Source organism: Mucilaginibacter sp. GW821-FHT07H05 (genome assembly GCF_059418485.1).
On sequence record NZ_JBWKPY010000001.1, the window covers coordinates 752,814 to 777,866 of the forward strand.

Here is a 25,053-nt window from a genome sequence, read left to right on the forward strand (position 1 = left end):
GCTGATCTTTTGATTATTGCTCAAGTGTGCTAAGCATTCCTTTTGCGTTTTTATTAGCCGGATCTGTCTCTAACGCTTTTGTGTACCAGGTTCGGGCCAGTGTTTTATCGCCTTTCTTTAGATAACACTCGGCGGTTAGTTCATTGGCGTAAGAAAGATCGGCTGGCCTGGTGCATAAAGGCGCGGCAAGCGCGTAAATACGAATGGCATCATCGTAACGGCTTCTCCGCTGCAGGTACTTACCGGTACTGATCAGGTCCCCGGCTTCAAAACTGAAATCATATTTATCCTGTCCGTTCGCTCTAATTTCCCGGTAAAGGGCCAGGCCTTGCTCCAGATCATTCAATACTTTTTCGCGGATATCCAGGTAAACCGATTTTTTAGGGACCGTAAATGGTTCATCTTTTAAAATATGCAATACGGCGGTCTTTATCGCGTCTACTTTAAAATTCTGGTTATTGGTTTCCATAATTAATGTAACATCCTGCACATGGTCGGTATAAATCAGCGCTTCGTAATTGCTGTTTGAGCCCTGGTGCCGGTGCCACAAAAGTTGGCCATTTTCAAATCCTGTGGTACCCAGACTGCTTTCGCCGCCCGGAAAATTTACCGCCAGTTGGTTAAATGATTCGCGGCTGATGATCTTAAAATCTTCTAACCGGGTAATAAATGTATAAAGATCGGTAACGTTTAGTCTTGGAAAACCGGTAGCCAGCTGGATAAAGGGCGTCGGTTTAAAATCATTATCAAATGACTTGGCTATATCTGGTCGGCTTAAATCGGCATCTATGATACTGTGCGCCATAGCACTGGGCTTAAAAATATACCGGTCGATAAAATCGGCGTAGGTAAGGCCGGATACTTTTTCGATGATCCGTTTTTGAAGGACTACATTGGCGTAGGCGTAAATATAAGCTGTGCCCGGTTCAAAGCTGAGCGCTTGCAGGCTTTGCAGGTGAGCAAGTAATTGGGTATCGGTTTCATCAGATTGTGCGCTGAAACCGGGTAAGCCGCTGGTATAATTCAATAAGTGCTTCAGTTGTATCTTATCCGCCCAGACGGGAAGGCCGGCGATGTATTTGGATACAGGATCTTCCAATTGCAATTTACCCTGTTCTTTCAGCAGCATGATCGCCGCGCCGTTGAACTCCTTTGAGATGGAGCCGATATCAAAAAGCATATCGATGGTTAGCGGCTTTGTTTTGGTTGCATCAGCAAATCCCCAGGCTTTTTGATAAATGACCTTACCTTTTTTTGCGATGAGTATAGTGCCGTTAAAAACCCCACGGCTATTGGCAGTTTGCATAAGGGAATCAATCTGCTTTAATTGAGACCGGGATTGGGCGGAGGTAAGCAGCGGCCTGAAAAAAAGAAGGTTCAAGCCTGTAATAAGGTATAGCAAGGTGTGTTTCATACGCTAAAAACACCACGTAGCGCTATTAGGTTACAGGTTTTGGCGTATTTTTTATTTTGTTTCGGTGCGATTGGATTTACTTGACCAGGGGCAGGCGAAAACAAAAGCTGCTGCCTTTATCTGGTTCACTTTCGATATTAAAAGTTCCTTTATGCTTTTTAATGATCTCGGCAGCAATGAACAGCCCCAAACCTACGCCCTGGAACAGCATGGCTGTTTCGCTTACCCGGTAAAAGCGCTGGAATAATTGATCGATATCTTTTTTTGCAATGCCAATACCAAAATCCTGTACCTTGACTACAATAAACCCGGAATCAATTTTTGCACTGACGATGATCTGGCTGGCATCGGGCGAGTACTTGATGGCATTGGTAAGCAGATTGATCACTACCTGTTCTATCCGGAACTGATCGCCGGTATAACGCTGGTCGACCGAGTTTTCCAGTATGATCTCATGCTGATGAGCGGTTAGCTGCACATTGGCGATGCTGTTGGTCAGCGCATCGGGAAAATAAAAAGCGGCCATATTCAGATCTATCTGGCCAGAATTGATCTTGGTTACATCCAGCAGGTCTTCAATCAGCTTTTCCAACCGCCTGATGCTGTTGCCGGCATTGGCTATAAAGGGGTAGATATTATCCTTTTTGTCCGTTTTCTTCTCCAGTAGTTGATTGATGGCTTTGATATTGGTCAGCGGGGTTTTAAATTCATGGCTCACCATATTAAAAAACTCATCTTTCTTTGCTTCGGCCGCCGCACGTCTTTCCTTTTCCTGCTTTTGCAGAAGCACCTCGCGGTTGGCGATGATGAGTTCGGCAGCGCGCTTGCCTCTTTCTTCGTCCTGGAAATTCAGTTCCTTTAGCGCAATGATCAGTTCGGCCGCGCGCTTTTCTTTTTCCTCATCCTGAAGATCCAGCTCAATATTGGCAATGATCAGCTCGGCCGCGCGTTTACCTTTTTCCTGGTTCTCAAATACCAGTTTTTTATTGGCGATAACCAGTTCGTTTGCCCGTTTTTCTTTTTCCAGGTTCTGAAATACGAGTTCTTTATTAGCGATGATCAGTTCGGCAGCGAGTTTCTCCTTTAATTTATTTTGCAGGATCAGCTCTTTGTTGGCGATAATGAGTTCGGCGGCGCGTTTCTCCTTTTCCCGGTTTTGAAATATCAGCTCGGTATTGGCTAATATCAGTTCCGCGTCGCGCTGTTCGCGTTCGCGGTTCTGCACATCTAATTGCGTGTAGGCAATCACCAGTTCGGCCGCGCGCTTTGCTTTTTCGGCGTTTTGGAAACGTAACTCCTGGTTGGCGATGATCAGTTCGGCGGCCCGCCGGGCCTTCTCTTCATTTTGAAAATCAAGTTCTTTGTTGGCAATGTCTAATTCCCGGGCGCGTTTCAGCTTTTCTTCATTTTGAAAATCCAGCTCAATATTGGCAAGGATCAATTCGGCAGCCAGCTTTCCCTTTTCTTTATACTGTAGTTCCAGATCGGTAGTCAGCTTGTCTTTCTCCCGGTGGGCGATGAGCAGCTGTTCTTCTAAATTTTTAGAATCCATGATGGTTGCAAAGCAACTGTTGTTAGTATAAGGTAAAATTTAAAAGCGCATACTGCAATAGTACACATTAAAACGGCTAATTACCCCGCTATGCGGTTAATTTTAAGATAGCTGGTGTACAATTGTTCCAGTTTTTCTTTTTTTACGGGCTTCGTCAAAAACTCCTTTACAAAAGGATAAGCAAGCGCCCGCTGCTTCTCGTTTTCGTCGATTGAGGACGAAACGATGTAAATACTGATCGGTTTGCGGAAAGACATGTAGAGCGGTTCAAACTGCTCCATAAAATCAAAACCACTGCACCCGGGCATATTCAGGTCCAGGAAGATCAGGTCGGGCAACTCGGCGGTATTGTGCCGGTTTTCCTTAAAAAAGTCGATGATCATCTGCCCGTCAAGGGCATGGGCGGCATCGTGGAACAGATCATATCGGTCAAACATTCTTTGCATGATCAGATGCTCCATCGGATTATCGTCGATCATTATTAGTTTGCTCATAATAAACGGATTAAGTATTGGTAATCAATATGCTGCAATAATCGCACCAAGTAATAATATCCGATGTGGCTGGGGTAAAATAAAAATGCCCCAACCAAAGCCGGGGCATTTATGGTCAGGTTTTAGTTCGGTGTTACACAATGATCAGTTTTATGCCCTTTTCTTCAAGGGCTTTCTGAGTGCTGTCGGCTACTTTATTATCGGTAATAATGTAATGTACTTGTTCAAGGCTGCAAATGCGGCCCAGGCCACGGCGGTCAAACTTAGTGCTATCGGCCAAAATAACCACGGTTTGCGCGGTTTCTATCATCCTTTGATTTACGGTGGCCTCGGCCAGGTTTGATATAGAAACGCCAAAATCAAGGTCGATGCCATCTACCCCTATAAATAATATACCGCAGGATATTTCTTCCAGCACACGCATGGCATGCGCCCCCGCCACCGACGATGATTTGGGCCTGATGATACCGCCTAATTGCAAAACCTCAACATTGGGTTTACCGCTTAATTCTAAACCAACCTTTAAAGCAGGGGTGATCACCGTTATATGATGTGCAGGGTTAAGCGCCCGGGCCACTTCAAAAACGGTAGTACCCGAGCCTATCATAACCGAATCGGTTTGCTCGATCAGTTCGATAGCGGCTTTAGCTATTCTTTTTTTCTCGTCCGAATTGATGAACTCTTTCTCCTGTATAGGCCGGTCAACGGCATAGGGGTTATTGATTGACCCGCCGCCACGGGTACGGAACAGCAGGTTCTTATCTTCCAACAGTTTAAGGTCTTTACGTATCGTTACACCCGAAACCTTCATTTTTTCTACCAGGTCGGTAATATCTACTTTACCTTCCTTTTTTAATTTTTCAAGAATAAACCGGTGTCTGTCGGTAATATTTTTCATCTACGAGGGGATTATTGGCTAAAAATATGAAATTTACTGTTAATGTAATTTTAAAATAAACCTACGATAATTTTATTTCAAAAAATTTATTTTCATTAAATTTTGTTTTATTTTATTTAAAATACTTTATTTGTTTAAGTTTATTTTATAAAAGTGAAACAATTCGTAATTAAATTAAACCAGCAGAAAGATATTCCCAATTGATCTTCTGTGTAATTTCTGAACCAATTACCAAACTAAATTAAAAGAGAAAAAAAATGGTTAATCAACAACAAAACTCAGTATTCGATAAAGTCGGTATGCCAAAAAACCTGGCCTGGGGTTATTTAGGGATACTGATATTTATGATGGGCGACGGGCTTGAGGGGGGCTGGTTAAGTCCTTACATTATTGGCCGCGGGTTAAATATACAGGAATCGGCTTTGCTGTTCACCGTTTATGGTGTAACCATTGCGGTATCATCCTGGTTTTCGGGCGTACTTACCGAAAGCTACGGCCCCCGGAAAACAATGTTTGCCGGTATCCTTTTATACATTATTGGTACGGCGGGTTTTGTTGGCTTGGGCTTGCCTAACCTGCATTATCCAATTATGCTGCTTACCTATGCCATCCGGGGTTTTGGTTATCCGTTGTTTGCTTATTCGTTTTTGGTTTGGATCAGCTATCGCAGTCCGCAAAATAAACTGGGTACGGCTGCCGGCTGGTTCTGGTTTGTATTTACCGGTGGCTTAAACGTTTTTGGCGCTTATTATTCAAGCTGGGCAATTATCCACTTGGGTTATTTAAATACTTTATGGAGTTCGATATTCTGGGTGGCGCTGGGCGCGTTTTTTGCATTAGTGCTTAACCGCGATAAGTTTGAAACCAGCACCGTTGCCAATAAAACCAGCAAGCTGGACGAGCTAAAGAAAGGTTTTACCATTATGCGCGAAGAACCAAAGGTTTTACTTTGCGGTATTATACGCATCATCAACACCACGTCGCAATTTGCATTCCTGGTGTTTATGCCTACCTATATGGAAAAGCATGGTTTTTCTACCACGCAATGGCTTCAAATGTGGGCTACCATTTTTACATCAAACATCATATTTAACTTAATTTTTGGTTTTGTAGGCGATGCCTTTGGCTGGAAGAACACTGTATTTTGGTTTGGCTGCATCGGCTGTGCCGCAAGTACCTTATTGTTTTACTACTCGCCGGTAATTTTTGGCAACGATTTTTGGATCGTATTGCTATGCGGTTGCTTATGGGGCTGTTTGCTGGCGGGCTTTGTGCCGTTAACGGCCTTAACACCATCGTTGGTTAAAAAAGATAAAGGCGCGGCTATGGCTGTGCTTAACCTGGGCGCCGGTTTGGCCGTATTTGTAGGCCCGGCTATTGTAGGTTTATTTATAGGCAGTGTAGGGAGTACCGGGGTAATCTGGATCTTATCGGGCCTGTATGTAATAGCGGCCGTGCTTACTTTATTTGTTTCACTTCCGGGTAACGCAAAAACATCGCATGCGGAAGCAATGGCTGCAACCGCATAATTGATTGCGCATGCCTGCTAAGCCCAATTGTTGAGGCCGTGCAGGAGCGTTCAGAATGTACAAAAAATAAAAATCGCATATACGTTAGTCATATTATATATACATGAGAATATTAATTACAGCCCCCTATAATCAAAAAGGGCAGGATATCCTCTCCGCTAAATTTGGAGAAGTTATTTACAAAGAATGGAAAGAGAATGGCCGGGCTTTTAACGAAACCGAACTAAACCAACTACTGGATGATACCCGGGCCGATGCCTTGATTACCGAGCACGACCTGGTAACCGCCAATGTTATTAATTTGCACCCTAACCTGCAATTTATAGGTGTTTGCAGGGGCACCCCCTCAAACGTTGATCTGGAGGCCGCCGCGGCTAACGGTATCCCGGTTTTTCATACCCCGGCGCGTAACGCGCAGGCCGTAGCCGAAATGTTTATTGCCAACGTAATTAACCTGATGCGTAACACCATCCCAAGCTGGCAATGGTTAACCGGTAAAAACTGGGGCGAAGGCGCGCATACCTCGTATCTGCAATTTAAAGGGAACGAAATGGCAGGCCGCACTATCGGCATGGTTGGGTTTGGTGCTGTTGGTCAGCGGATTGCCGAAATGGTGAAAAACTTTCCGTGCAGCATCAAGTTTTACGATCCGTACATGGAAACAAACAATCCCGATTATCAGAAAACAAGCATTGAAGACGTTTTTGAGAATAGCGACATTGTATCGATCCACTTGCCGGTGAACGATCAAACCATCGGAATGATTAACAAAAGCTTAATATCCAAAATGAAGCCGGATGCTATATTTGTGAACACAGCCCGGGCCAGCGTAGTGAAGCGCGACGACCTGCTTTACGCGATTGAGAATAACCTGATCAGGGGAGCGGTATTAGACGTATTTGACTTTGAACCGCCTGATGAAACAGATTATAAACTGATTAACCACCCGCATGTACTGGCTACACCGCATACGGCCGGAGCTACACACGAGGTTGAAGACCATCACGTAGTAATTTTAAATAAACGGATTTTTGACTGGGCTGCATCAAAGCAAGCGGCATCACAAACAACCTAAGCGGGCATGGCAAAAGAAGCATACATTGTTATAGATATTGGTACCGGCAACGTACGTGTTGCCGTAGCCACGCTTACGGGTGAAATACTGGGCATTGACCGGGAAAACATCATTTATCATAAAGACACGCATTATCCCGAATCTTTATATTTTAACCCCCAACAACTTTGGGAGCAGGTGAGCGGTTTAACCCGCAACGCGCTGGCGCAAGCGGGTGATGTTGATATACTGGCATTAACCGCAACCAGTCAGCGTGAAGGAATTGTACTGCTGGATAAAAACGGCAAATCACTGATAGGCTTGCCAAATATTGATCACCGCGGGCGTGAATGGGAGCATATAATTAAAGATAAAAGCTATGTATATGGCTTAACCGGCAGATATCCAACCTCGCTGTTTTCGGCTATGAAAATTGTAGGGATTCGCGAAAAACGTAAGGATATCTGGAACGATCTTACCACCTTTTTAAGTATCAGCGATTGGATTGAATACATGCTGAGCGGCGTTGTACATTACGAACATTCGCAGGCATCCGAAACATTATTGTACGATATAGCTCAAAAAAAATGGTCGGCCGATCTGTGCGCGGTTTTTGATATCAATACAGCGGTATTACCAAAGCTAACCGATTCGGGAACTATCCTGGGTACCGTTAAGCCGGATGAGGCCGCAAGTCTTGGTATCTCTGCCGGCGCCCGGGTAATTGTTGGCGGCGGCGATACACAGTTAGCCATTATGAGCACCCGCCCCGAAACCAATGATGTAGTGATTGTATCGGGCACAACAACGCCAATTATTAAACTAACCGGCGCTTATATTACCGACGAAAAGGAGCGCACCTGGACAGGCCGCCATACCGACGAAAGCAGCTTTATGTTTGAAGCCAATGCCGGTGTAACCGGTTTGAATTATCAGCGGCTGAAAGAAATTTTTTACCCTAATGAGGGCTATGATGTGATTGAAAAGGAACTTGCCGAAATCAGGGATTTTGAATGCGTAGCTTCGTTAGGTTCTATGCTGGCCGATGAAAAATCGGCGCTGACCAAAGGCGGGTTTATTTTTGACGCCCCGGTATCGCATCAGCTATCGCGGGCCAGTTTTGTATGGGCCACCCTTTGGGATATTGCCTGCAGTATATGCGAAAACTATAAAACGCTGAATTCGGTAAGCCCGCATGAGCAGGATTATATATGGGCCTGCGGTGGCGGCGTACAAAGCCATACCTTAAGGCAGTTTATAGCGGCTTTGCTCAATAAAAAAGTAATGATCCGTAACAGCTACCGTCAATCATCTGTAGTAGGCGGGGTGCTGATCTGTAATAAGGCTTTAGGTAAAGAACAACCGCCCGCAGTTACGCTGGAAGTGGTTGAACCAACCGAAAGGGAGCATTACAAAACATTGTATGCCCAATGGAAAAATACCCGTTCATCTTTTAAAGAAATATTTAGTTAATGGCACCATATTTTATTGGGATAGATGTAGGTACGCAAGGCGCCAGGGTGGTGCTGATAGATGCAGGAGGGGCTATTATCGCATCGGAAGAACAGGTATTTCCTTTAAACGAACAATCGCGCGAGGAGCAATCGCCTGCCGAATGGTGGGATGCCTGTTACGCGTCGCTTAGCCGTTTGCTGCAAAATAAAGCTGCAAAAAAAGCGGCTATGGATATTAAGGCTATCGCTGTAACGTCTACATCGGGGACCGTTATTCCGTTAAATAAAAATAATCAACCGCTGCACAATGCCATTATGTATAGCGATAAACGTTCGGTTACCCAGGCGAAGAAATGTACTGATGCCGCGCTGAAATATCATAACAGCGGCTATACGGCTTTCAGCATTTCCAGCGGCCTGGCTAAAATGGTTTGGTTTGTAGAAACGTATCCCGAAAAGGCAAAAGATTTAGCCCGCTGGATCCATGCCGCCGATTATGTTACCGGTATGTTAAGCAACGTTTGGGGCGTAACCGATTATACCAACGCGTTTAAATCGGGTTATGATGTAAGCCATTATAATTGGCCCGGGTATTTATATACCCATCTGCCGCTTAAAAAAGAGTGGCTGCCTATGGTTGTGCCATCGGGTACGGTAATAGGCACTATTTCGGCAGACCTGGCCCAAAAGCTTGGTCTGTCGTCTAACGTTAAGATTACGGCGGGTATTACTGATGGCTGCGCATCGCAAATTGCATCGGGGGCTATCAATCCCGGCGAGTGGAATACCACCATTGGGACTACCATGGTGATAAAAGGTGTAACCAAAAACGAAGTGCTCGATCCTTTGGGGCGTTTGTACAGTCACCGGCACCCTGCAGGCTACTGGATGCCGGGCGGGGCCAGCAATACCGGCGCCGATTGGGTAACTAACGAATTTGGCGATGACCTGGTCAACTTAAACGCCGAGGCGGAGAAACTGATCCCAACATCGAACATAGCTTACCCCTTAAGGCAGGATGGCGAGCGTTTCCCGTTCATTGCATCGCAGGCGCGCGGTTTTGAACCGGAAGGATTGAGTAAAGCAGAGCGCTTTACGGCTAATATGGAAGGCGTTGCTTATATGGAGCGCTATGCTTACGAATTGATAGAACACCTCTCGGGCGAGCAGGTGAGCGCGGTTTACACCGCGGGCGGCGCCAGCAACAGCAATGCCTGGCTTACCATCCGCAGTAATGTAATGAATAAGCCGGTTTATAAAATGAAGCATGTATCGGGCGCGGTTGGTGCAGCGGTACTGGCGGCATCAAAAACATATTTCAATTCGGTTATCGACGCGGTGAAGGCTTTGGTTGTAATAGATAAGCGGATTGATCCTGAAAAGGAATTGAGCGAAAAATACGAAGCTAATTACCAGGAATTTTTAAAAGTGATGCAAAATAAAGGATATATAAAAGGAGGTTTTGATGCTTAGCGTATACTTATTAAGGCATGGCGAAACATCCTATAATGCTGATGGGAACCGCTATTGCGGCCGCACCGATATAGGCCTGACAGCAAAAGGTATTAAGCAGGCCGAATCAGTTTATCAGCGGTTAAAAGGAGTGGAGATAGACGCGGTATACTCATCGCCGCTGCAACGCGCGCAGGTTACAGCAAAAATTGCTACCGGCAAGCAGGTGCAACCCGATGCCCGTATTATTGAGGTTGATTTTGGCAATTGGGAAGGCAAAACCAAAGAAGAGTTTGTGGCCGAAAACCCTCAATCGTGGGAGGATTGGGCGCAGAACCCTGCTATAGCCAAAGCCGGTACAACCGGCGAGTCAGGCAGTGATATTGTAAAGCGGGTTGATGTTTTTTATACCGAAATGCTGCAAAAACACGCGGGTGAAACCATTGTAGTGGTTGGCCACAACGGGATCAACCGTTTATATATGGCTTATAAATTAGGTATGGAATTAAAGCATTATCGCCGCATATTCCAGGAGAACTCTGCCATCACTTTTTTTGAGCTGGATGACAAGGGAGAAATGACATTGAAAAAATTAAACGCATAAATACCAATACCATGAAAAGGCTTGTTTATACCCCAATAATTTGCTGTTTATTATTCACCGTTGCTGCAAAAACAGCCAGCGCTCAAACGGAAATTAATATCCTGAAATTCAAAAATATAGCAGAGTTTCAATCGTACTTTAAACATACCGGTAAAGATATGCCGGTTATTAGTGGTCACCGTGGCGGCACAACCCCCGGTTACCCCGAAAACTGTATCGCTACTTTTCAAAATACGCTGAAACATACCCCGGCCTTTTTTGAAATGGACCCGCGTTTAACCAAAGATAGCGTGGTGGTAGTGCTGCACGACGATTCGCTTGGCCGCACTACCACCGGCAAGGGGAAACTGAATAGCTATACCTATGCCGAATTACAGCAGTTCAGGCTAAAGGACCCGCAGGGGAATGTGACCGACTATAAGATCCCTACGCTGAAAGAAATGATATTGTGGAGTAAAGGTAAAACCATATTAAACCTGGATCATAAGGATGTACCGCTGGAAATGACCGCCAAAATTATAAAGGAATGTAAAAACGATTTTATTATGCTGACGGTTCATGATGCCAAGCAGGCCATGTTTTACATTAAGGACAATCCCGATCATATGCTATCGGCTTTTGTGTTAACCAAAAAGGCTTTTTACGAATACGAAGCAGCAGGCGTACCGTGGAAAAATATGATTGCTTACATAGGCCCCAAAAATAAGCCGGAGAATAAGGAAATAATGGATTTGCTGCATGCCAAAGGTGTGATGTGCATGATATCGGCCGCGCCAAGCTACGATAAATTGAAAGACCCGGCCGAGCGCGCGGCGCATTTCCGTGAAACATTTACCATGGGTGCAGATATACTGGAATCGGATTTGCCGATAGAAGTGGCGGAGGCCATCAAATCGATCATGCCGGCATCGGGGTATCAGCAAAAATTCTGGGGCAAGGCAAAAATAAAATAAGCCGGTATCAGATTGTTGCTGTTCATTTCCCGATTATTCGTTAAGGTGCAAGTGTTTTAAAGCGGCGTACGCTGTAGGGCTTTTATCAAAGTGCTTTTTAAATTCGCGGCTAAAGTATTTACTGCTTTCGTAGCCCACCATGTAAGCTATTTCATAAACCGTGTAGCGGTTTTCGAGCAATAATTCCGCAGCTTTTTTCAGTCGTAATGATTTTACAAATTCATTGGCGGACAAGCCTGTTATGGCTTTTATTTTTTTGAACAAAACAGGCTGGCTCATAGCCACCTGTTTTGATAAAAGCGCGATACCAAACTGTGGGTTATTCAGACTATCATTAACCATGGTGGTTACCTTATCAATAAAGGCCCGGTCAAGCGGATGCAGGGGGATCTGGTCGTCGTTAACATGATTGGTGCCCGGCAAAAGCTGATCACCTGTATTTTGAAACGAACCGCCATAAGGTTTAAGCTGTTTGTTAAACTGCAGCCAAATTTTTTGTCGGGCACTGAGTAAATTAAAGATCTGCAGCTTTAAAACCTGGATGCTGAATGGCTTGGTCAGATAAATATCCGCGCCGTTTTGAAGGCCGCTTACATGATGCGCGACTGTATTTTTAGCGGTGAGCAAAATCACCGGGATATGGCTGGTCCTTTCATCGGTTTTTAGCATACTGCAAAGCGTTAGCCCATCCATTTCGGGCATCATCACATCACTGATTATCAGATCTGGTGTATGCTGCAACGCGGCTGCTAAGCCTTCGGCCCCGTTGGGGCTTTCCAAAATCTCATACTGATCTGTCAACGATTCCTTAATAAAAGCCCTGATCGCAAAGTTATCTTCAACCAATAAGATCACCTGCTTGGTTAACAGTTCGTTTCCTGCTATATCACGCAGGGTTTCTGTTGTACCCAAATTAGCGAAGCTTGTATCCGCGGCTTTAGGTGTTTCCTTTGATGGATAGCTTAATTGAGTCGCTGCAAAGTGCCCTTTTCCTTTTAATAGCATTGTTTTAAAACAGGTGATATATCCCTCACCATCAGGCTGGGGCTGACTGATAACCGATAGATTACCCTGATGCAGTTCCACAATGCTTTTAGATAAGGCAAGCCCAATACCATAACCGGTATTCTCTTTCCCATAATCTTCCTCCTGGAAATAATTATCAAATAATTTTTCCATGTTTTCTTTACTTATTCCTTTACCGCTGTTGGTTACGCTAACTTCAATAAAATCTGGTTTGTCTTCAACGCTTAAGCTAATAAAGCCACCGTCAGGGGTGAATTTAAAAGCATTGGAGAGCAGGTTATAAAACACTTTCTCTAACTGTTCTTTATCAAAGTAGATCTCCATCTCGCTCACGGAGCTTATGCAATCGGCCTGGATATTTTTAGAAACAGAACTATCGTAAAAGGAAGAGAAGATAGATTCGATAAAAGGCACGATATTCCATTTGGCGATATGAAGCGACAGGTGGCCCGTCTCTGCCTTTCTGAAATCCATCAGTTCGTTCACCAATTGCAGCAGGCTTTCCGAATTATTTTTAATGCTTACCAGTTGTTGCCGGGTGTACGGATCCTTTTTTTCTTCGAGCATCAGGTTTTCCGCCGGACCAATGATCAGGGAGAGATGTGTACGTATCTCATGCGATATGTTGGTGAAAAAATTGAGCTTTAACTGGGTCAGTTCATCATTCTTTTTTAATAATGCCTGCAAAAAGAAGTACCGCACTACAAAGAAAACTATCCCTATGGATAGCAGGGCGTATAAGCTGTATGCCCACCATGTTTTCCAAAACGGCGGCAAAATATTTATTTTGAGCGTGGCGCTGTTGCTCCAAAAATTATCATTATTAGCCCCTTGTACAATTAAACGGTATTTGCCCGGCGGTACGTTTGTATAAACTACGGATGGATTAGTGGTTTCGTGCCATTGCTCATCAAAGCTATCCATTTTATACCTGTACCTGTTTTTGTCGGGTTTTATGTAATTAAGAATGGCAAAGGCTAAGGTAAATACGTTTTGATCGTGCTGCAACGTCAAATCGCTGGTATAGCTGATATCTTTTGTAAGCAGATGGTCGGTCGCGTCAATGCCTACCCACTTGTCAAAAAGCTTTAACCCGGTAAAATAAACAGGCGGGATCTTTTTATTCACCTCAATCTGATCGGGATAAAAGCCTGTAAAGCCGTTGTAGCCGCCAAAAAACATTTCCCCGGTTTTACTTTTGTAGTACGAGTTGTTATTGAAAACATTGCCGGCCAAACCGTCCGTTTCGGTATAGGTGTTAAACGTATGCCGGTTCATATCAAACCGGCAAAGGCCATTGCCGGTACTTATCCAAAGCGCACCCTGATCGTCCTGAAGGATTCCCAATATGTTATTGTCCGGCAAGCCATCTTTTTCCTTGTAAATGGCTTTAACCTGGCCTTGCTGATCATACTTTATCAAGCCCTGGTAGTAAGTACCTATCCATATATTCTTCTGCCTGTCTTCAAAAATGGAATTGACATAATAGGATGGCTTACTATTCCCCTTAGCAATAGGCTTAACCTGCTTATTACGGATCATAAATAAGCCTGATGGCCCACCCACCCATATGTTTTTATCTGCGGTTTCAATAACAGATAATATGGAAATGTTTCCGATGGCGCGGGTAATATTATCGCCATCAGAGTAGGGGATAAGCAAGGTCCCTTTTTTCTCGAAAAGTTTAATGCCCGCGCGTTCTGTACCTACCCAAAACAACCCTTTGCTGTCTTCCAGCAAACAGGTTACTTCCGAACCTAAGGTTTCATGATTCTGGTAAAGAAACCTGGAGAATGTGGCCGATTGGGGATTAAAAACGTTGAGACCGCCGCCATGGGTACCGGCCCATATATTGCCGGCCTTGTCTTTATAAACCACTTTTACCAAATTGGCCCCCAGGCTTAGAGGTTGCTCGGGGTTGTTGAAATAATAGGTTGATTTCCCGGTTACCCGGTTTAAATAATTTAAGCCGCCGCCTTCGGTCCCTATCCACAAATTCATTTTTTCATCTTCTACAATAGAACTGATCACATTGTTGCTCAGCCGGTATCTGGACGATTTGTTGCTATAAATAGTGAACGGCGTATTGTAATAAAAGTAACTGTTTACGCCGCCAAAAAATGTACCAACCCACATGTTGCCCACATTATCTTTATACAGACTGTGAACTGAATTTTGGCTCAGGCTGTTTTTATTCCAGGGGTCGTTTACACAGTTGGTAAAGGTTTTGGTTTTAGTATCGAGTATAGATAAGCCTTCCTGTGTGCCTATCCATAAATTGCCTTTATTATCGGTCAATATCTTTCGGATATTATTGTTGACCAGGCTATTTGTATTATTATCTGAATGACGGAAATGAGTAAAGCCGCGGGTTTCCCGGTTGTATTGATTTAAGCCGCCAACTATAGTGCCGGCCCAGATCTGGTTTTCGCTATCTTCAACAATGCTGAAAACCTGGTTGTTGGAAATGCTATTGGGCTTGTCATCGCTATGCACCAGGGGTTCAAATACAAATTCCTCTTGTTTTTCGATTAATCGGACGGCTCCCATACTTGTGCCTACCCAAATAATGCCTTCATGATCCTGAAATACGCAATGTATGGTGCCCCATCGCATATTTTTTTTGGATACTGATATGATCGGCCTGATATTGATTTGCCCCTTATTTTCGGTCAGCAGGTAAAGTGAGTTACCTGATGTTACCCATTTTCGCCCGGTTTTATCCTCGTATATACAGCTGACCATTGGCCCTTGCTTGCTTGCTACAGATGGAGGCGCTAAACTTACCTTAACAAAGCAGTCTTTTTTATCGTCATACAGGTTTAAACCATTATTGGTGCCTACCCATAGGTTTTTTTCTCTGTCGCATAACAAAGCGGTAATGTAATTGCTGGAAATACTTCCCGGTTTATCAGGCGTATTTTTATATACCGTAAATCGTTGCGAATCGTATTTGTTTAAACCGTAACGGGTGCCAAACCACATAAAACCACGGCTGTCCTGGGCGATACATAAAACGGAATTTTGCGATAAGCCGTTACCAACCGTTAAAGCATTGAATTTGACAGGCTGCGATTTGCTTAAAAAGGAGGTAGCCAGGAAAAAGCAGATCAAAAAATACTTCATACAGCACAGTTCAAATCATTAGAAAATTCAGGTATGGGGAGGATCTGGTTACAAATACGTTATCATTTCAAAAATAAAAAAAATACCCGCCATAGCACAAAGTATTTACCCTGCTTTTTAAATGATTTTCTGCGTGACTTAACATTGCCCGTACGCCATACTTTTTATAAAAATTTACACGCCTTGCTTTATTTACAACGGGGCTAAAATGGAATGATTAAAACTTATATATTTATTAAAAAGACCCGTATTTGCCCAATACACAGCGTTTTTTTAAAAAAGTGCCCTATTTAGTCGATTTTTTGCCCCCGCGATTTTTTAAACTGTATCCATATTTGCCTTATACCAATTACACGAAAACAGGATCGGCTGATGCTGTTTTTAAGATTATTAAACCGTTTTTAATTTGTTGCTTATGAGATTACAATTTTACTATTGTACTGCCAAATGCCGGGTATTGTTACGGCCAATTTCCACCACCTTTAAACTGATCATTTTACTATTACTGTTTTCGGCATCCGCGTTTGCGCAGAAGAAAATTACCGGTGTGGTAAAAGATGCTGATGGTAAACCCATATTTGCTATTACTGTAAGTATTAAAGGAACTACTACGGGTACCCTGACCGATACCAGCGGGCGCTTTAACCTAAGCGCGTCGCCGGGCAATACACTGGTATTTACCGGGATTAGCTATGATGCGGTAGAAATGGTAGTTGATACCCGGACAGAGTATAACATCACTTTAAAAGGCAAAAGCAGCGGATTGCAGGAGGTGATCATTATCGGTTACGGGGCAACAACTAAAGCCGACGTAACCGGATCGGTAGCCAAGGCATCAGTTGAAAACATGCAGAAAGCGCCGGTGCGCTCATTCGATGAAGCAATGGCAGGCCGGGTAGCCGGTGTAAATGTGTCATCGGTTGATGGGCAACCCGGTTCGGCTGTTAACATCGTGATCAGGGGGGCAAACTCAGTTACGCAGGATAACTCGCCCTTATATGTTGTTGATGGTTTCCCGCTGGAGAACCCCAATAACAATTTCATCAACCCGCTGGATATTGCCTCCATTGAAGTATTGAAAGACGCGTCTGCCACGGCCATTTATGGTTCGCGCGGGGCTAATGGCGTTATTATTATTACCACAAAAAAGGGGAAAGTTGGCCCCCCTGTAGTTTCATTGAATACCTCAGTCGGGTTTCAGGAAAACATCAAGACGATGGCCGTGATGAGCCCTTACGAGTTTGTGAAATACCAGCTGGAACGTGATGTTACCACAGCCACCAGTACCTATTTCACAAATGGTAAAACATTAGATTCGTATCGTGACGTGCCAACTATCGATTGGCAGGGCGAACTGTTCAGGCCGGCGCTGATCCAGAATCACTCGCTGTCGGTAAGCGGAGGTAACAGCAGCACCCGGTATTATATATCCGGGAATGTCTTAGGGCAGGATGGCACCATTATCAATTCGAGTTACAAGCGGTACCAAGGCAGCATGTCGCTCGATCAAACTTTTAGCAGCAAAGTGAAAGGTGGCGTATATGTTAATCATGCTTATAATAACCAGTCGGGGATATCCCCGTCTACCGTTGCTAATGGCAGCAATACCACGGCCACTTTATTTAGTGTTTGGGGGTACCGCAATTTTGCCATAAGCGGCGTGCCCGATCTGGAGGATGCATTGTTTGATCCGGGCGTAGACCCGACAGTTGATTTCCGGATTAACCCGGTCATTAACCAGCAGCATCTGCTCCGCCAAAGTTTATACACCAATACCGTTGTAAATACCTACCTGGATTACATGATCACCCCCGACCTTAAACTGAGGGTAACTGCCGGCATCAATAAAACCATAGGGCAAAACAATCAATTTAACGATACCTCTACCGTATATGGCAACAAGCACACCATGGTAGGGTCGTTAAACGGCGTTAATGGCAGTGTATTGTTTTCTCAAAACTCTACCTGGATTAACGAGAACACCTTAACTTATACCAAAGCATTTAATAACGATCATCATTTAACCTTGCTGGGCGGGATGTCAGAATCGGGCAATAAATCATCAAGTTACGGTAGCAGCGCAACTAATTTACCTAACCCGCAATTAGGCATCAGCGGGCTGAACGAAGGTACCCCCCAAACGGTTAACGCGCTTACATCATCATGGGGTTTGGTTTCTTTTTTAAGCCGGGCCGATTATAAATACAAATCAAAATACCTGTTAACGGTTTCATTCCGCGCCGACGGATCGTCAAAGTTTGCCAAAGAAAACCGCTGGGGCTATTTCCCGTCGGGGGCCTTGGCCTGGCGCTTTACCGAAGAAGATTTTATGAAGAAATTCAATGCCCTTTCTGACGGAAAGCTGCGGGTGAGTTACGGTGTAACCGGTAACAATAGGGTTGGCGATTATGCTTATTTATCGTCAATCGGTATCGCTGCCAACTCGCAGGGTTATACATTTGGCAATACCACCATATCGGGGGCCTTCCCTTCAAACCTGGGCAATGCCGGTTTAAAGTGGGAAACAACTTCGTCTGTCAATATCGGGACCGATCTGAGCTTTATCAAGAACCGTATCAGCTTGACGGCAGAGGTATACCGTAAAAAAACAACCGATCTGCTGCTGCTGGCCAACCTTCCGCTTTCGTTGGGCTATTCTCAGGCCTTGCGTAATATAGGCAGCGTGCAAAACCAGGGCTTAGAACTTACGTTAAACACCGTTAATATAAAAAACAGAAGTTTTGGCTGGGAGAGTAGTTTTAATATCTCCTTCAATCAAAGTAAAATATTAAGCTTAAGCGAAAATCAGGCAGCAATTACTTCAGCCGCGCCGTTTGATTTTTACTACAGAAGTATCCCGGCCTATATCTCAAAGGTTGGCAACCAGCTGGGCATGATGTACGGCTATATATTTGACGGCCTTTACCAGTATGCCGATTTTGATAAAACAGCAAGCGGTGGTTACATTTTGAAAGACAATATCCCCACCAATGGAAACCTGAGGAGTTCCATTGCGCCCGGGGATATGAAGTTTAAAGATATTAATGGCGACCGGGTGATAGACGCTAACGATTATGCCATTATCGGCCGTGGCCTGCCTATCCATACCGGTGGCTTTAACAATAACTTTAGGTATAAGAATTTTGATCTGAACATGTTTATGCAATGGTCGTACGGTAATGATATCATCAACGCCAACCGGTATATATTTGAGGGCAACACGCTTGGGCGCTCTAACCTTAACCAGTTTGCGAGTTTTGAAAACAGGTGGACACCGACAAATACCAATACCACCATACATCGTGGCGGGCCGGGCGGCGCAGGGCCAAGCACACCCACCGGGACCAATTCCAGCGTTATTGAAGATGGCTCGTACCTGAGGCTAAAAACAGTTGCTTTAGGCTATACACTGCCGCAAAACCTGATGAAAAGGCTTGGTTTAAAAACATGCCGGGTGTACGCATCCGCTCAAAATTTATATACCTGGACAAAATATTCGGGTATCGACCCTGAGGTTAGTGTTTTCAACTCGGTATTAACGCCCGGGGTTGATTACTCGGCCTATCCGCGCCCGCGTACCATTACATTGGGTGTAAACATGTCATTTTAATAGTTGACCAAAATAAAAATATAACGAATTATGAAAAGATTGTTATTGATCATAATGGCCCTGGCGATGTTATCGTCATGCAAAAAGATATTAGACAAGCAGCCAACCGATTTTATACAGCCTTCAAATTATTACAATAGTGAAGGCGACCTGAACCTGGCCTTAGCCGGTGTATATGATCTGTTGGGCAACGAATACCTGTATGCCAGTTCCCTGTGGTACCAATTGGGTATTTGCACCGATGAGGCTTTTTATCAATACAGCTCCAATGCCTATTCGGCGCCCATGTTTTACCAGTACGATTATACCAACCCCTACATTATAGGCTTATGGCAGCAATGCTATGTAGGTATTGAGCGGGCTAACCTGCTTATTACCAATATTAACAGGCCGGTAATGGACGAGAAAAAAAGGCAGGCCATACTGGGCGAAGCGTTGTTTTTACGGGCCTATTACCACTTTTTACTGGTGAGCAATTATGGCGATGTACCATTAAAGCTAACGCCAACCGCTAATGTTAATTCGGTAGCGGTACCACGTACGCCAGCTAAAACTGTATATAACCAGATATTGAAGGATATGCAGGATGCAGAAGGCAAGGTTTACACCGCCACCGAAATTGGTAACGCCAGCCATGTTTCAAAAACGGCGGTGGAAGCAATGCTGGCACGGGTTTGCCTATATATGGCCGGTTACCCTTTACAGGATGCAGCTAAATATAGCGATGTGATCAGCTGGGCAAATAAAGTGATTACAAGCGGCGAACATGCCTTACGTATAACCTTTACGCCGGGTACGGCAGCCTCTGCTTACAGCCAGATCTTTATTAACGAATCGCAGGATATTTATGATGTAAAAGAGTGCATGTGGGAAGCCGACTTTAATACCAATAAAAACAATACGGCGTACTTTGAGAATGGCAAGCTTGGAACCATGAATTTGGCCTGCAATAATTTAGATACCGGTTTTGCCGGCGGCAACATCAGGACAACGATCAAGTTGTATAACAGGTATGCCGCCGGAGATTTGCGCAGGGATTGGGTAATAGCCCCTTTTTCGTTCAATAGTACGGCCACTACGGCAACCCGGTCATATTATACTGCATCAAATATTATTGGCCGCGAAATGGGCAAGTGGAGGCGCTATACCGAGCCGCTAAGCCCGGCCAAGCAGCAATATTATAACGGCACCAATTTCCCAATCATCAGGTATGCCGATGTGCTGTTAATGCTTGCCGAAGCCGAAAACGAAGTGAATGGCCCTACGGCAATAGCCTATGATGCGCTTAACCAGGTTAGGCGCCGGGGTTATGGCTTGTCTATAACCGCTGTAAGTGCGGTAGCGGATGCGCCGGCGGGTATGTCTAAAACCCAGTTCAGAAATTTTATTGTTGATGAACGCACCAGGGAATTATGTTTTGAAGGGTTACGCAAAGCCGATTTGATCCGTTGGGGCATATTCGGTACTACACTTGCGGCAATGGTTACCGAAATCACTAATTCCAATGCCAGCGGCACCAATAAAATTACCTGGAACACGGGCTATTTTACGGCATCGTCATCGTCGCGGTACCTGTTATTGCCTATCCCATCTTCCGAGATCAATGTAAACGAAGCCATGACCCAAAACCCTGGCTGGTAAATAAAATATTAAAACTAAATACAATGATTAAACATATTGTTATCATAGCTTTTGCTGCCGGCTTATTGGTTACCGGCTGCAAAAAAACACTTAGCCTGGGCGACTCCGATTTTAATGTATCTGTCCAAAAAAGTACATTGACATTGGGCGATACGGCCAGTTTTAGCTTTACCGGTAATCCCGATATCATTAGCTTTTACTCGGGCGAAGTTGGCAAAAGGTACGAGTATCGCGACCGGGTTACGGCCACTAATGGTAAACCTTTATTAAGTTTCCGTACAACCAGGGCAAACGGCTTGCAGGCAAATTCATTACAATTATTGGTCTCGGCCGATTTTCCGGGGGTAACCGCTAATGATACTACCTTAACCAAAACAAAGATCACCAGCTCAACCTGGACAGATATTACGTCGAGGGCCGCACTTTCAACAGGTACCGCTCTTGCATCCGGAAATATTGATCTTTCAGATTTTGCTGCCAATGATAAACCCGTTTTTATCGCTTTTAAGTACCTGGCCACTACAGGCAGCATTCAAAATAAATGGACGGTTGATTCATTTGTGCTGAACAATGTATTGGATGATGGCACTTCATACCAAATAGCTAACCTTAATTTAGCCAATGTGTCTTTCCTCAATTACAATGTGCCAACATTTAGTCCGGGCTTTGTTGCTTATAAAATAAAAGCCAATTATAACTGGAACATCAGTACTTCATCATTAATCGTCACGGGCGCTACTTCTGCGGCATTTGCCACAGTCGCCGCCGAAAGCTGGGCTATTATTGGCCCCATCAATTTAAAAAAGGTAAGCCCGGATATAGGCGCGGTTATTAAAGTTGTTTCGCAAAATACGCAAACGCTTAAGTTTACTTATAAATATCCGGCTAAGGGCACCTACAACGCCACCTTTACCGGCGGCAGCGTTAGTATTAATGATATGCGTTATGTTGCCAAATCTGTGCCGGTTACCGTTAATTAAATCTAATACACCATCTATATTCTATCTTCTTAAATTATTTTCTGCCTATGAAAAAGCACGTTGTTATTTGTTTGTTAATTTGTTTAATCATCATGTCTTTCGTTTCAGAATCAGGCGATTTACAATTAATAAACGATGATCTTTCATTTTCTAAAATTCAACTTACAAAAATGTTGGAGAAAGCAAATAAAACCGATACCCTGTTTCCGCGTACCATTGATAAAAATGGAAACCTAAAGCTTACCGATAAGTACGAGTGGACATCGGGCTTTTTCGCGGGCTCGTTATGGTATGCCTACCAGGGGACAGGGGATGAGGCGCTGAAAAACCAGGCAATTAAGTGGACCGGAAAACTGGAGTCGCTGCAAAATTTTACCGAACATCACGATCTTGGTTTTATGCTGTATTGCAGCTATGGAAATGCCTACCGCCTAACCGGTAACGAGCAGTATAAAAAAGTGTTAATACAGGGGGCAAAATCCTTGTGTACCCGTTACAGTGCAAAAACAGGCAGCATTAAATCGTGGAACGCCTTTGGATCGTGGGATGGTAAAGGCCGCTATGTATTTCCGGTGATTATTGATAATATGATGAACCTCGAACTGCTGTTTTTCGCATCAAAGGCCACCGGCGATCCATCGTTTAAGAAAATAGCCATACAACATGCCGAAAACGTCATGAAAAATCAACTGCGGGATGATTACAGCTGTTACCACGTAGTATGCTACGATCCGGAAAACGGCCGGGTGTTGTCGAGAGAAACGGCGCAGGGTTATGCTGATAATTCAACCTGGGCAAGGGGGCAGGCCTGGGGGATCTATGGTTTTACCATGACCTACCGCGAAACCGGCGACAAGCGTTTTTTAACCACAGCCACCAAAATGGCCGACTATTATATCGATCATAAAGACCTGCCATCGGACAAGGTTACCTATTGGGATTTCAATGCTAATCAACCGGGATATACGCCATCGGCTAAATCGCACGTTTTAGAAACTCCGGCTAAATACCGGGATGTATCTGCAGCTGCCGTTACTGCTTCGGCATTAATTGAGTTAAGTACATTTTTAGGTGAGGGTGGCGCTAAATATAAAGATGCGGGCGTTGCTATATTGCACTCGTTAAGCACACCGGCTTACCGGGCAAAAGCCGGTGAAAACGGCGATTTTATTTTGAAACACAGCGTAGGCAGTATTGCCCACGGGGTAGAGATTGATGTGCCCCTGGTTTATGCCGATTATTATTTTTTAGAAGCATTGGATCGGTATAAGCTTTTGCTGGACCATAAAAACCCGGTGACAGGTAAATAAACAGCGCGATGAACAGATCAGTAATTTAAACACGAAACGATATGGCATTGATATACAAATTTAAAGTAACGGCAAGTGCCTTATGTACCCTGTTCTTATTGGGCATGGTGGGTTTATCTGCGGCTTTTGGTCAGGAGCATAATATTGATGTCACCAAAATGGTAAACCATCCCCGGCTTTTATTATTACAAGGTCAGGAGGATAGCATAAAGAAAAAGATAGCGCAGGAACCCCTTTGGCAAAATGTGCATAACAGCATTATTGAGCAGTGCGACGCCATGCTTTTGTTATATCCCATAGAGCGCAAATTGATCGGTCGCCGCCTGCTTAGCCAATCGCGAGAGGGTTTACGACGGATCTTTTACCTGTCATACGCCTGGCGCATCACCGCTAAAAAGAAATATTTTAAAAGGTGCGAAGAGGAAATGCTGGCCATAGCGGGCTTTACCGATTGGAACCCTGATCATTTTTTGGATGTGGCCGAAATGACTACGGCCGTTGCTATCGGTTACGACTGGCTTTATGCTGATCTGTCACCCAAATCGCGCAAAATAATCAGCGATGCCATTATCCAAAAAGGGATCAATCCATCGCTCAACCCCAAATATAACGGCTGGCTAAGGGGCACAAATAACTGGAACCAGGTGTGTAATGGCGGCATCACCTTCGGCGCCCTTGCTGTTTATGAGGATCAGCCACAGGTTTCCGTACAATTAATTAACCGCGCTTTAAATAGTGTTTTATTGCCGATGAAGGGCTACGCGCCAGATGGTAATTATACCGAAGGCTATAGTTACTGGGGCTATGGCACCAGCTTTAACGTGTTTTTTATCAGCGCGATAGAAACCCTGTTTAAAACAGATTACGGACTAAGCCAGCAACCCGGCTTTTTAAAAACCGCTACCTTTTACGAAAACCTGATCGGCCCATCGGGTTTGTGCTTTAATTATTCGGATTGCGGCGGCCTGGAGGCTTTGCAGCCTGCCATGTTTTGGTTTGCCAATAAAATTAATGATAACACCTTGCTTTACAACGAAAAAGCCAACCTTACCCGCGGTAATTTTTATGCCAAAGGGAACCGATTTTTACCGGCTGCCTTATTGTGGGGCCACAACATCCCTATGCAGAAGATAACGGCGCCTAAAAACAAGATCTGGGCCGGGCATGGAGAAAACCCTGTTGCCATTATGCGCACTTCGTGGGGGAATGCTAATGCCATATCAGCAGGTCTTAAGGGTGGTACGCCATCAGCCAGTCACGGGCACATGGATGCGGGTTCGTTTGTAATGGATGCCGAAGGTGTAAGATGGTCTGCCGATCTGGGTATGCAGGAGTATGAGTCGCTCGAATCAAAGGGACTAAACATCTGGGATATGAAGCAAAACTCGCAGCGTTGGGAAGTGTTCCGGTATTCAAACCTGTCGCATAGCACGTTAACTGTCAATAATCATTTGCAAAGCGTTAAGGGGACTGCCCCGATGTTAAAATATTCGGGCGACTCGACCTTCACGCGGGCGGTAATGGACCTCACTGCCATTTACCAGGAAGACTTATCGAAAGCGCAGCGCGGGATAGCCATTGTAAACGGGCAATATGTAAACATACGGGATGAAATAGAAACCGGGGATAAGGAATGTACCATTAGGTGGGTCATGCTTACACCGGCCACAATAGCCGGTATTAATGGTAACCAGGCCCAGCTCAGCAGCAAAGGGAAAAAACTCACTTTTTATGTAGACGGCGTACCCGGCGTAACCATACGTACCTGGAGCACCGATCCGCAGCACAGTTACGACGCATTAAACATAGGGACAACATTAGTAGGTTTTGAGTTTACCGTGCCCCCGCACACCAAAAAAACCATCAATGTTTTTTTGCTCCCGGGCGAAAAAAGTATAGCTGTTCAAAAATCAACCCTGAAACCATTGAATGAGTGGTAGAAATGTACCCCAATAA

The 25,053-nt window shown here is 44.5% G+C and carries 16 protein-coding genes; 11 read left to right on the forward strand and 5 right to left on the reverse strand.

The features are described from left to right. Positions 1-13: 13 nt before the first annotated feature. The 4 genes from AC07M6_RS03210 to AC07M6_RS03225 all read right to left on the reverse strand — a co-directional run bounded on the left by AC07M6_RS03210 (position 14) and on the right by AC07M6_RS03225 (position 4,358). Entirely contained in the window at positions 14-1,306 is a 1,293-nt protein-coding gene (locus AC07M6_RS03210; protein WP_494887469.1) for a serine hydrolase domain-containing protein, read from the reverse strand. A gap of 184 nt (positions 1,307-1,490) precedes the next feature. After that, positions 1,491-2,966, reverse strand: coding sequence for a sensor histidine kinase (locus AC07M6_RS03215; protein ID WP_494887470.1), 1,476 nt, complete (start codon positions 2,964-2,966; stop codon positions 1,491-1,493). An 80-nt stretch (positions 2,967-3,046) separates the two neighbouring features. Further along, complete coding sequence (locus tag AC07M6_RS03220) at positions 3,047-3,460, reverse strand: response regulator (protein ID WP_494887471.1); 414 nt, start codon at positions 3,458-3,460, stop codon at positions 3,047-3,049. A 133-nt stretch (positions 3,461-3,593) separates the two neighbouring features. After that, positions 3,594-4,358 (reverse strand): DeoR/GlpR family DNA-binding transcription regulator, encoded by a 765-nt coding sequence (locus AC07M6_RS03225; protein WP_494887472.1) that lies wholly within the window; start codon positions 4,356-4,358, stop codon positions 3,594-3,596. A 257-nt stretch (positions 4,359-4,615) separates the two neighbouring features. Here AC07M6_RS03225 and AC07M6_RS03230 point away from each other — a divergent pair, with 257 nt between their 5' ends. The 6 genes from AC07M6_RS03230 to AC07M6_RS03255 all read left to right on the forward strand — a co-directional run bounded on the left by AC07M6_RS03230 (position 4,616) and on the right by AC07M6_RS03255 (position 11,404). Then, positions 4,616-5,887 (forward strand): MFS transporter, encoded by a 1,272-nt coding sequence (locus AC07M6_RS03230; RefSeq protein WP_494887473.1) that lies wholly within the window; start codon positions 4,616-4,618, stop codon positions 5,885-5,887. A gap of 103 nt (positions 5,888-5,990) precedes the next feature. Further along, positions 5,991-6,962, forward strand: a complete 972-nt coding sequence (locus AC07M6_RS03235; RefSeq protein ID WP_494887474.1) for an NAD(P)-dependent oxidoreductase — start codon at positions 5,991-5,993, stop codon at positions 6,960-6,962. 6 nt (positions 6,963-6,968) lie between these two features. Further along, a complete protein-coding gene (locus tag AC07M6_RS03240; protein ID WP_494887475.1) occupies positions 6,969-8,414 on the forward strand; it encodes an FGGY-family carbohydrate kinase in 1,446 nt (481 codons plus the stop codon). Beyond that, positions 8,414-9,868, forward strand: coding sequence for an FGGY-family carbohydrate kinase (locus tag AC07M6_RS03245; protein ID WP_494887476.1), 1,455 nt, complete (start codon positions 8,414-8,416; stop codon positions 9,866-9,868). Before AC07M6_RS03240 ends, AC07M6_RS03245 begins: the two co-directional genes overlap by 1 nt. After that, entirely contained in the window at positions 9,861-10,451 is a 591-nt protein-coding gene (locus tag AC07M6_RS03250) for a histidine phosphatase family protein (protein ID WP_494887477.1), read from the forward strand. The genes AC07M6_RS03245 and AC07M6_RS03250 overlap by 8 nt, the downstream gene beginning before the upstream one ends. Positions 10,452-10,462: 11 nt before the next feature. Continuing rightward, the gene (locus AC07M6_RS03255) at positions 10,463-11,404 is read left to right on the forward strand and encodes a glycerophosphodiester phosphodiesterase family protein (protein WP_494887478.1); all 942 of its coding nucleotides are present in this window, start codon (positions 10,463-10,465) and stop codon (positions 11,402-11,404) included. A gap of 33 nt (positions 11,405-11,437) precedes the next feature. Here AC07M6_RS03255 and AC07M6_RS03260 read toward each other — a convergent pair whose 3' ends face one another. Then, positions 11,438-15,556: a hybrid sensor histidine kinase/response regulator transcription factor gene (locus AC07M6_RS03260; RefSeq protein WP_494887479.1), complete on the reverse strand. Its 4,119-nt coding sequence runs from the start codon at positions 15,554-15,556 to the stop codon at positions 11,438-11,440. Between the two features lie 415 nt (positions 15,557-15,971). Here AC07M6_RS03260 and AC07M6_RS03265 point away from each other — a divergent pair, with 415 nt between their 5' ends. From AC07M6_RS03265 to AC07M6_RS03285, 5 genes are all read left to right on the forward strand, one after another. After that, complete coding sequence (locus AC07M6_RS03265; RefSeq protein WP_494887480.1) at positions 15,972-19,166, forward strand: SusC/RagA family TonB-linked outer membrane protein; 3,195 nt, start codon at positions 15,972-15,974, stop codon at positions 19,164-19,166. Between the two features lie 30 nt (positions 19,167-19,196). Beyond that, positions 19,197-20,807 carry a RagB/SusD family nutrient uptake outer membrane protein gene (locus AC07M6_RS03270; protein WP_494887481.1) on the forward strand — a complete coding sequence of 537 codons (1,611 nt, stop codon included), beginning with the start codon at positions 19,197-19,199 and terminating at the stop codon, positions 20,805-20,807. A 23-nt stretch (positions 20,808-20,830) separates the two neighbouring features. Beyond that, positions 20,831-21,787 (forward strand): DUF5017 domain-containing protein, encoded by a 957-nt coding sequence (locus AC07M6_RS03275; protein ID WP_494887482.1) that lies wholly within the window; start codon positions 20,831-20,833, stop codon positions 21,785-21,787. Positions 21,788-21,957: 170 nt separating this feature from the next. Then, entirely contained in the window at positions 21,958-23,097 is a 1,140-nt protein-coding gene (locus AC07M6_RS03280) for a glycoside hydrolase family 88 protein (protein ID WP_494887483.1), read from the forward strand. A gap of 41 nt (positions 23,098-23,138) precedes the next feature. Next, positions 23,139-25,037, forward strand: coding sequence for a heparinase II/III domain-containing protein (locus AC07M6_RS03285; RefSeq protein ID WP_494887484.1), 1,899 nt, complete (start codon positions 23,139-23,141; stop codon positions 25,035-25,037). The last annotated feature ends 16 nt before the right edge of the window (positions 25,038-25,053 follow it).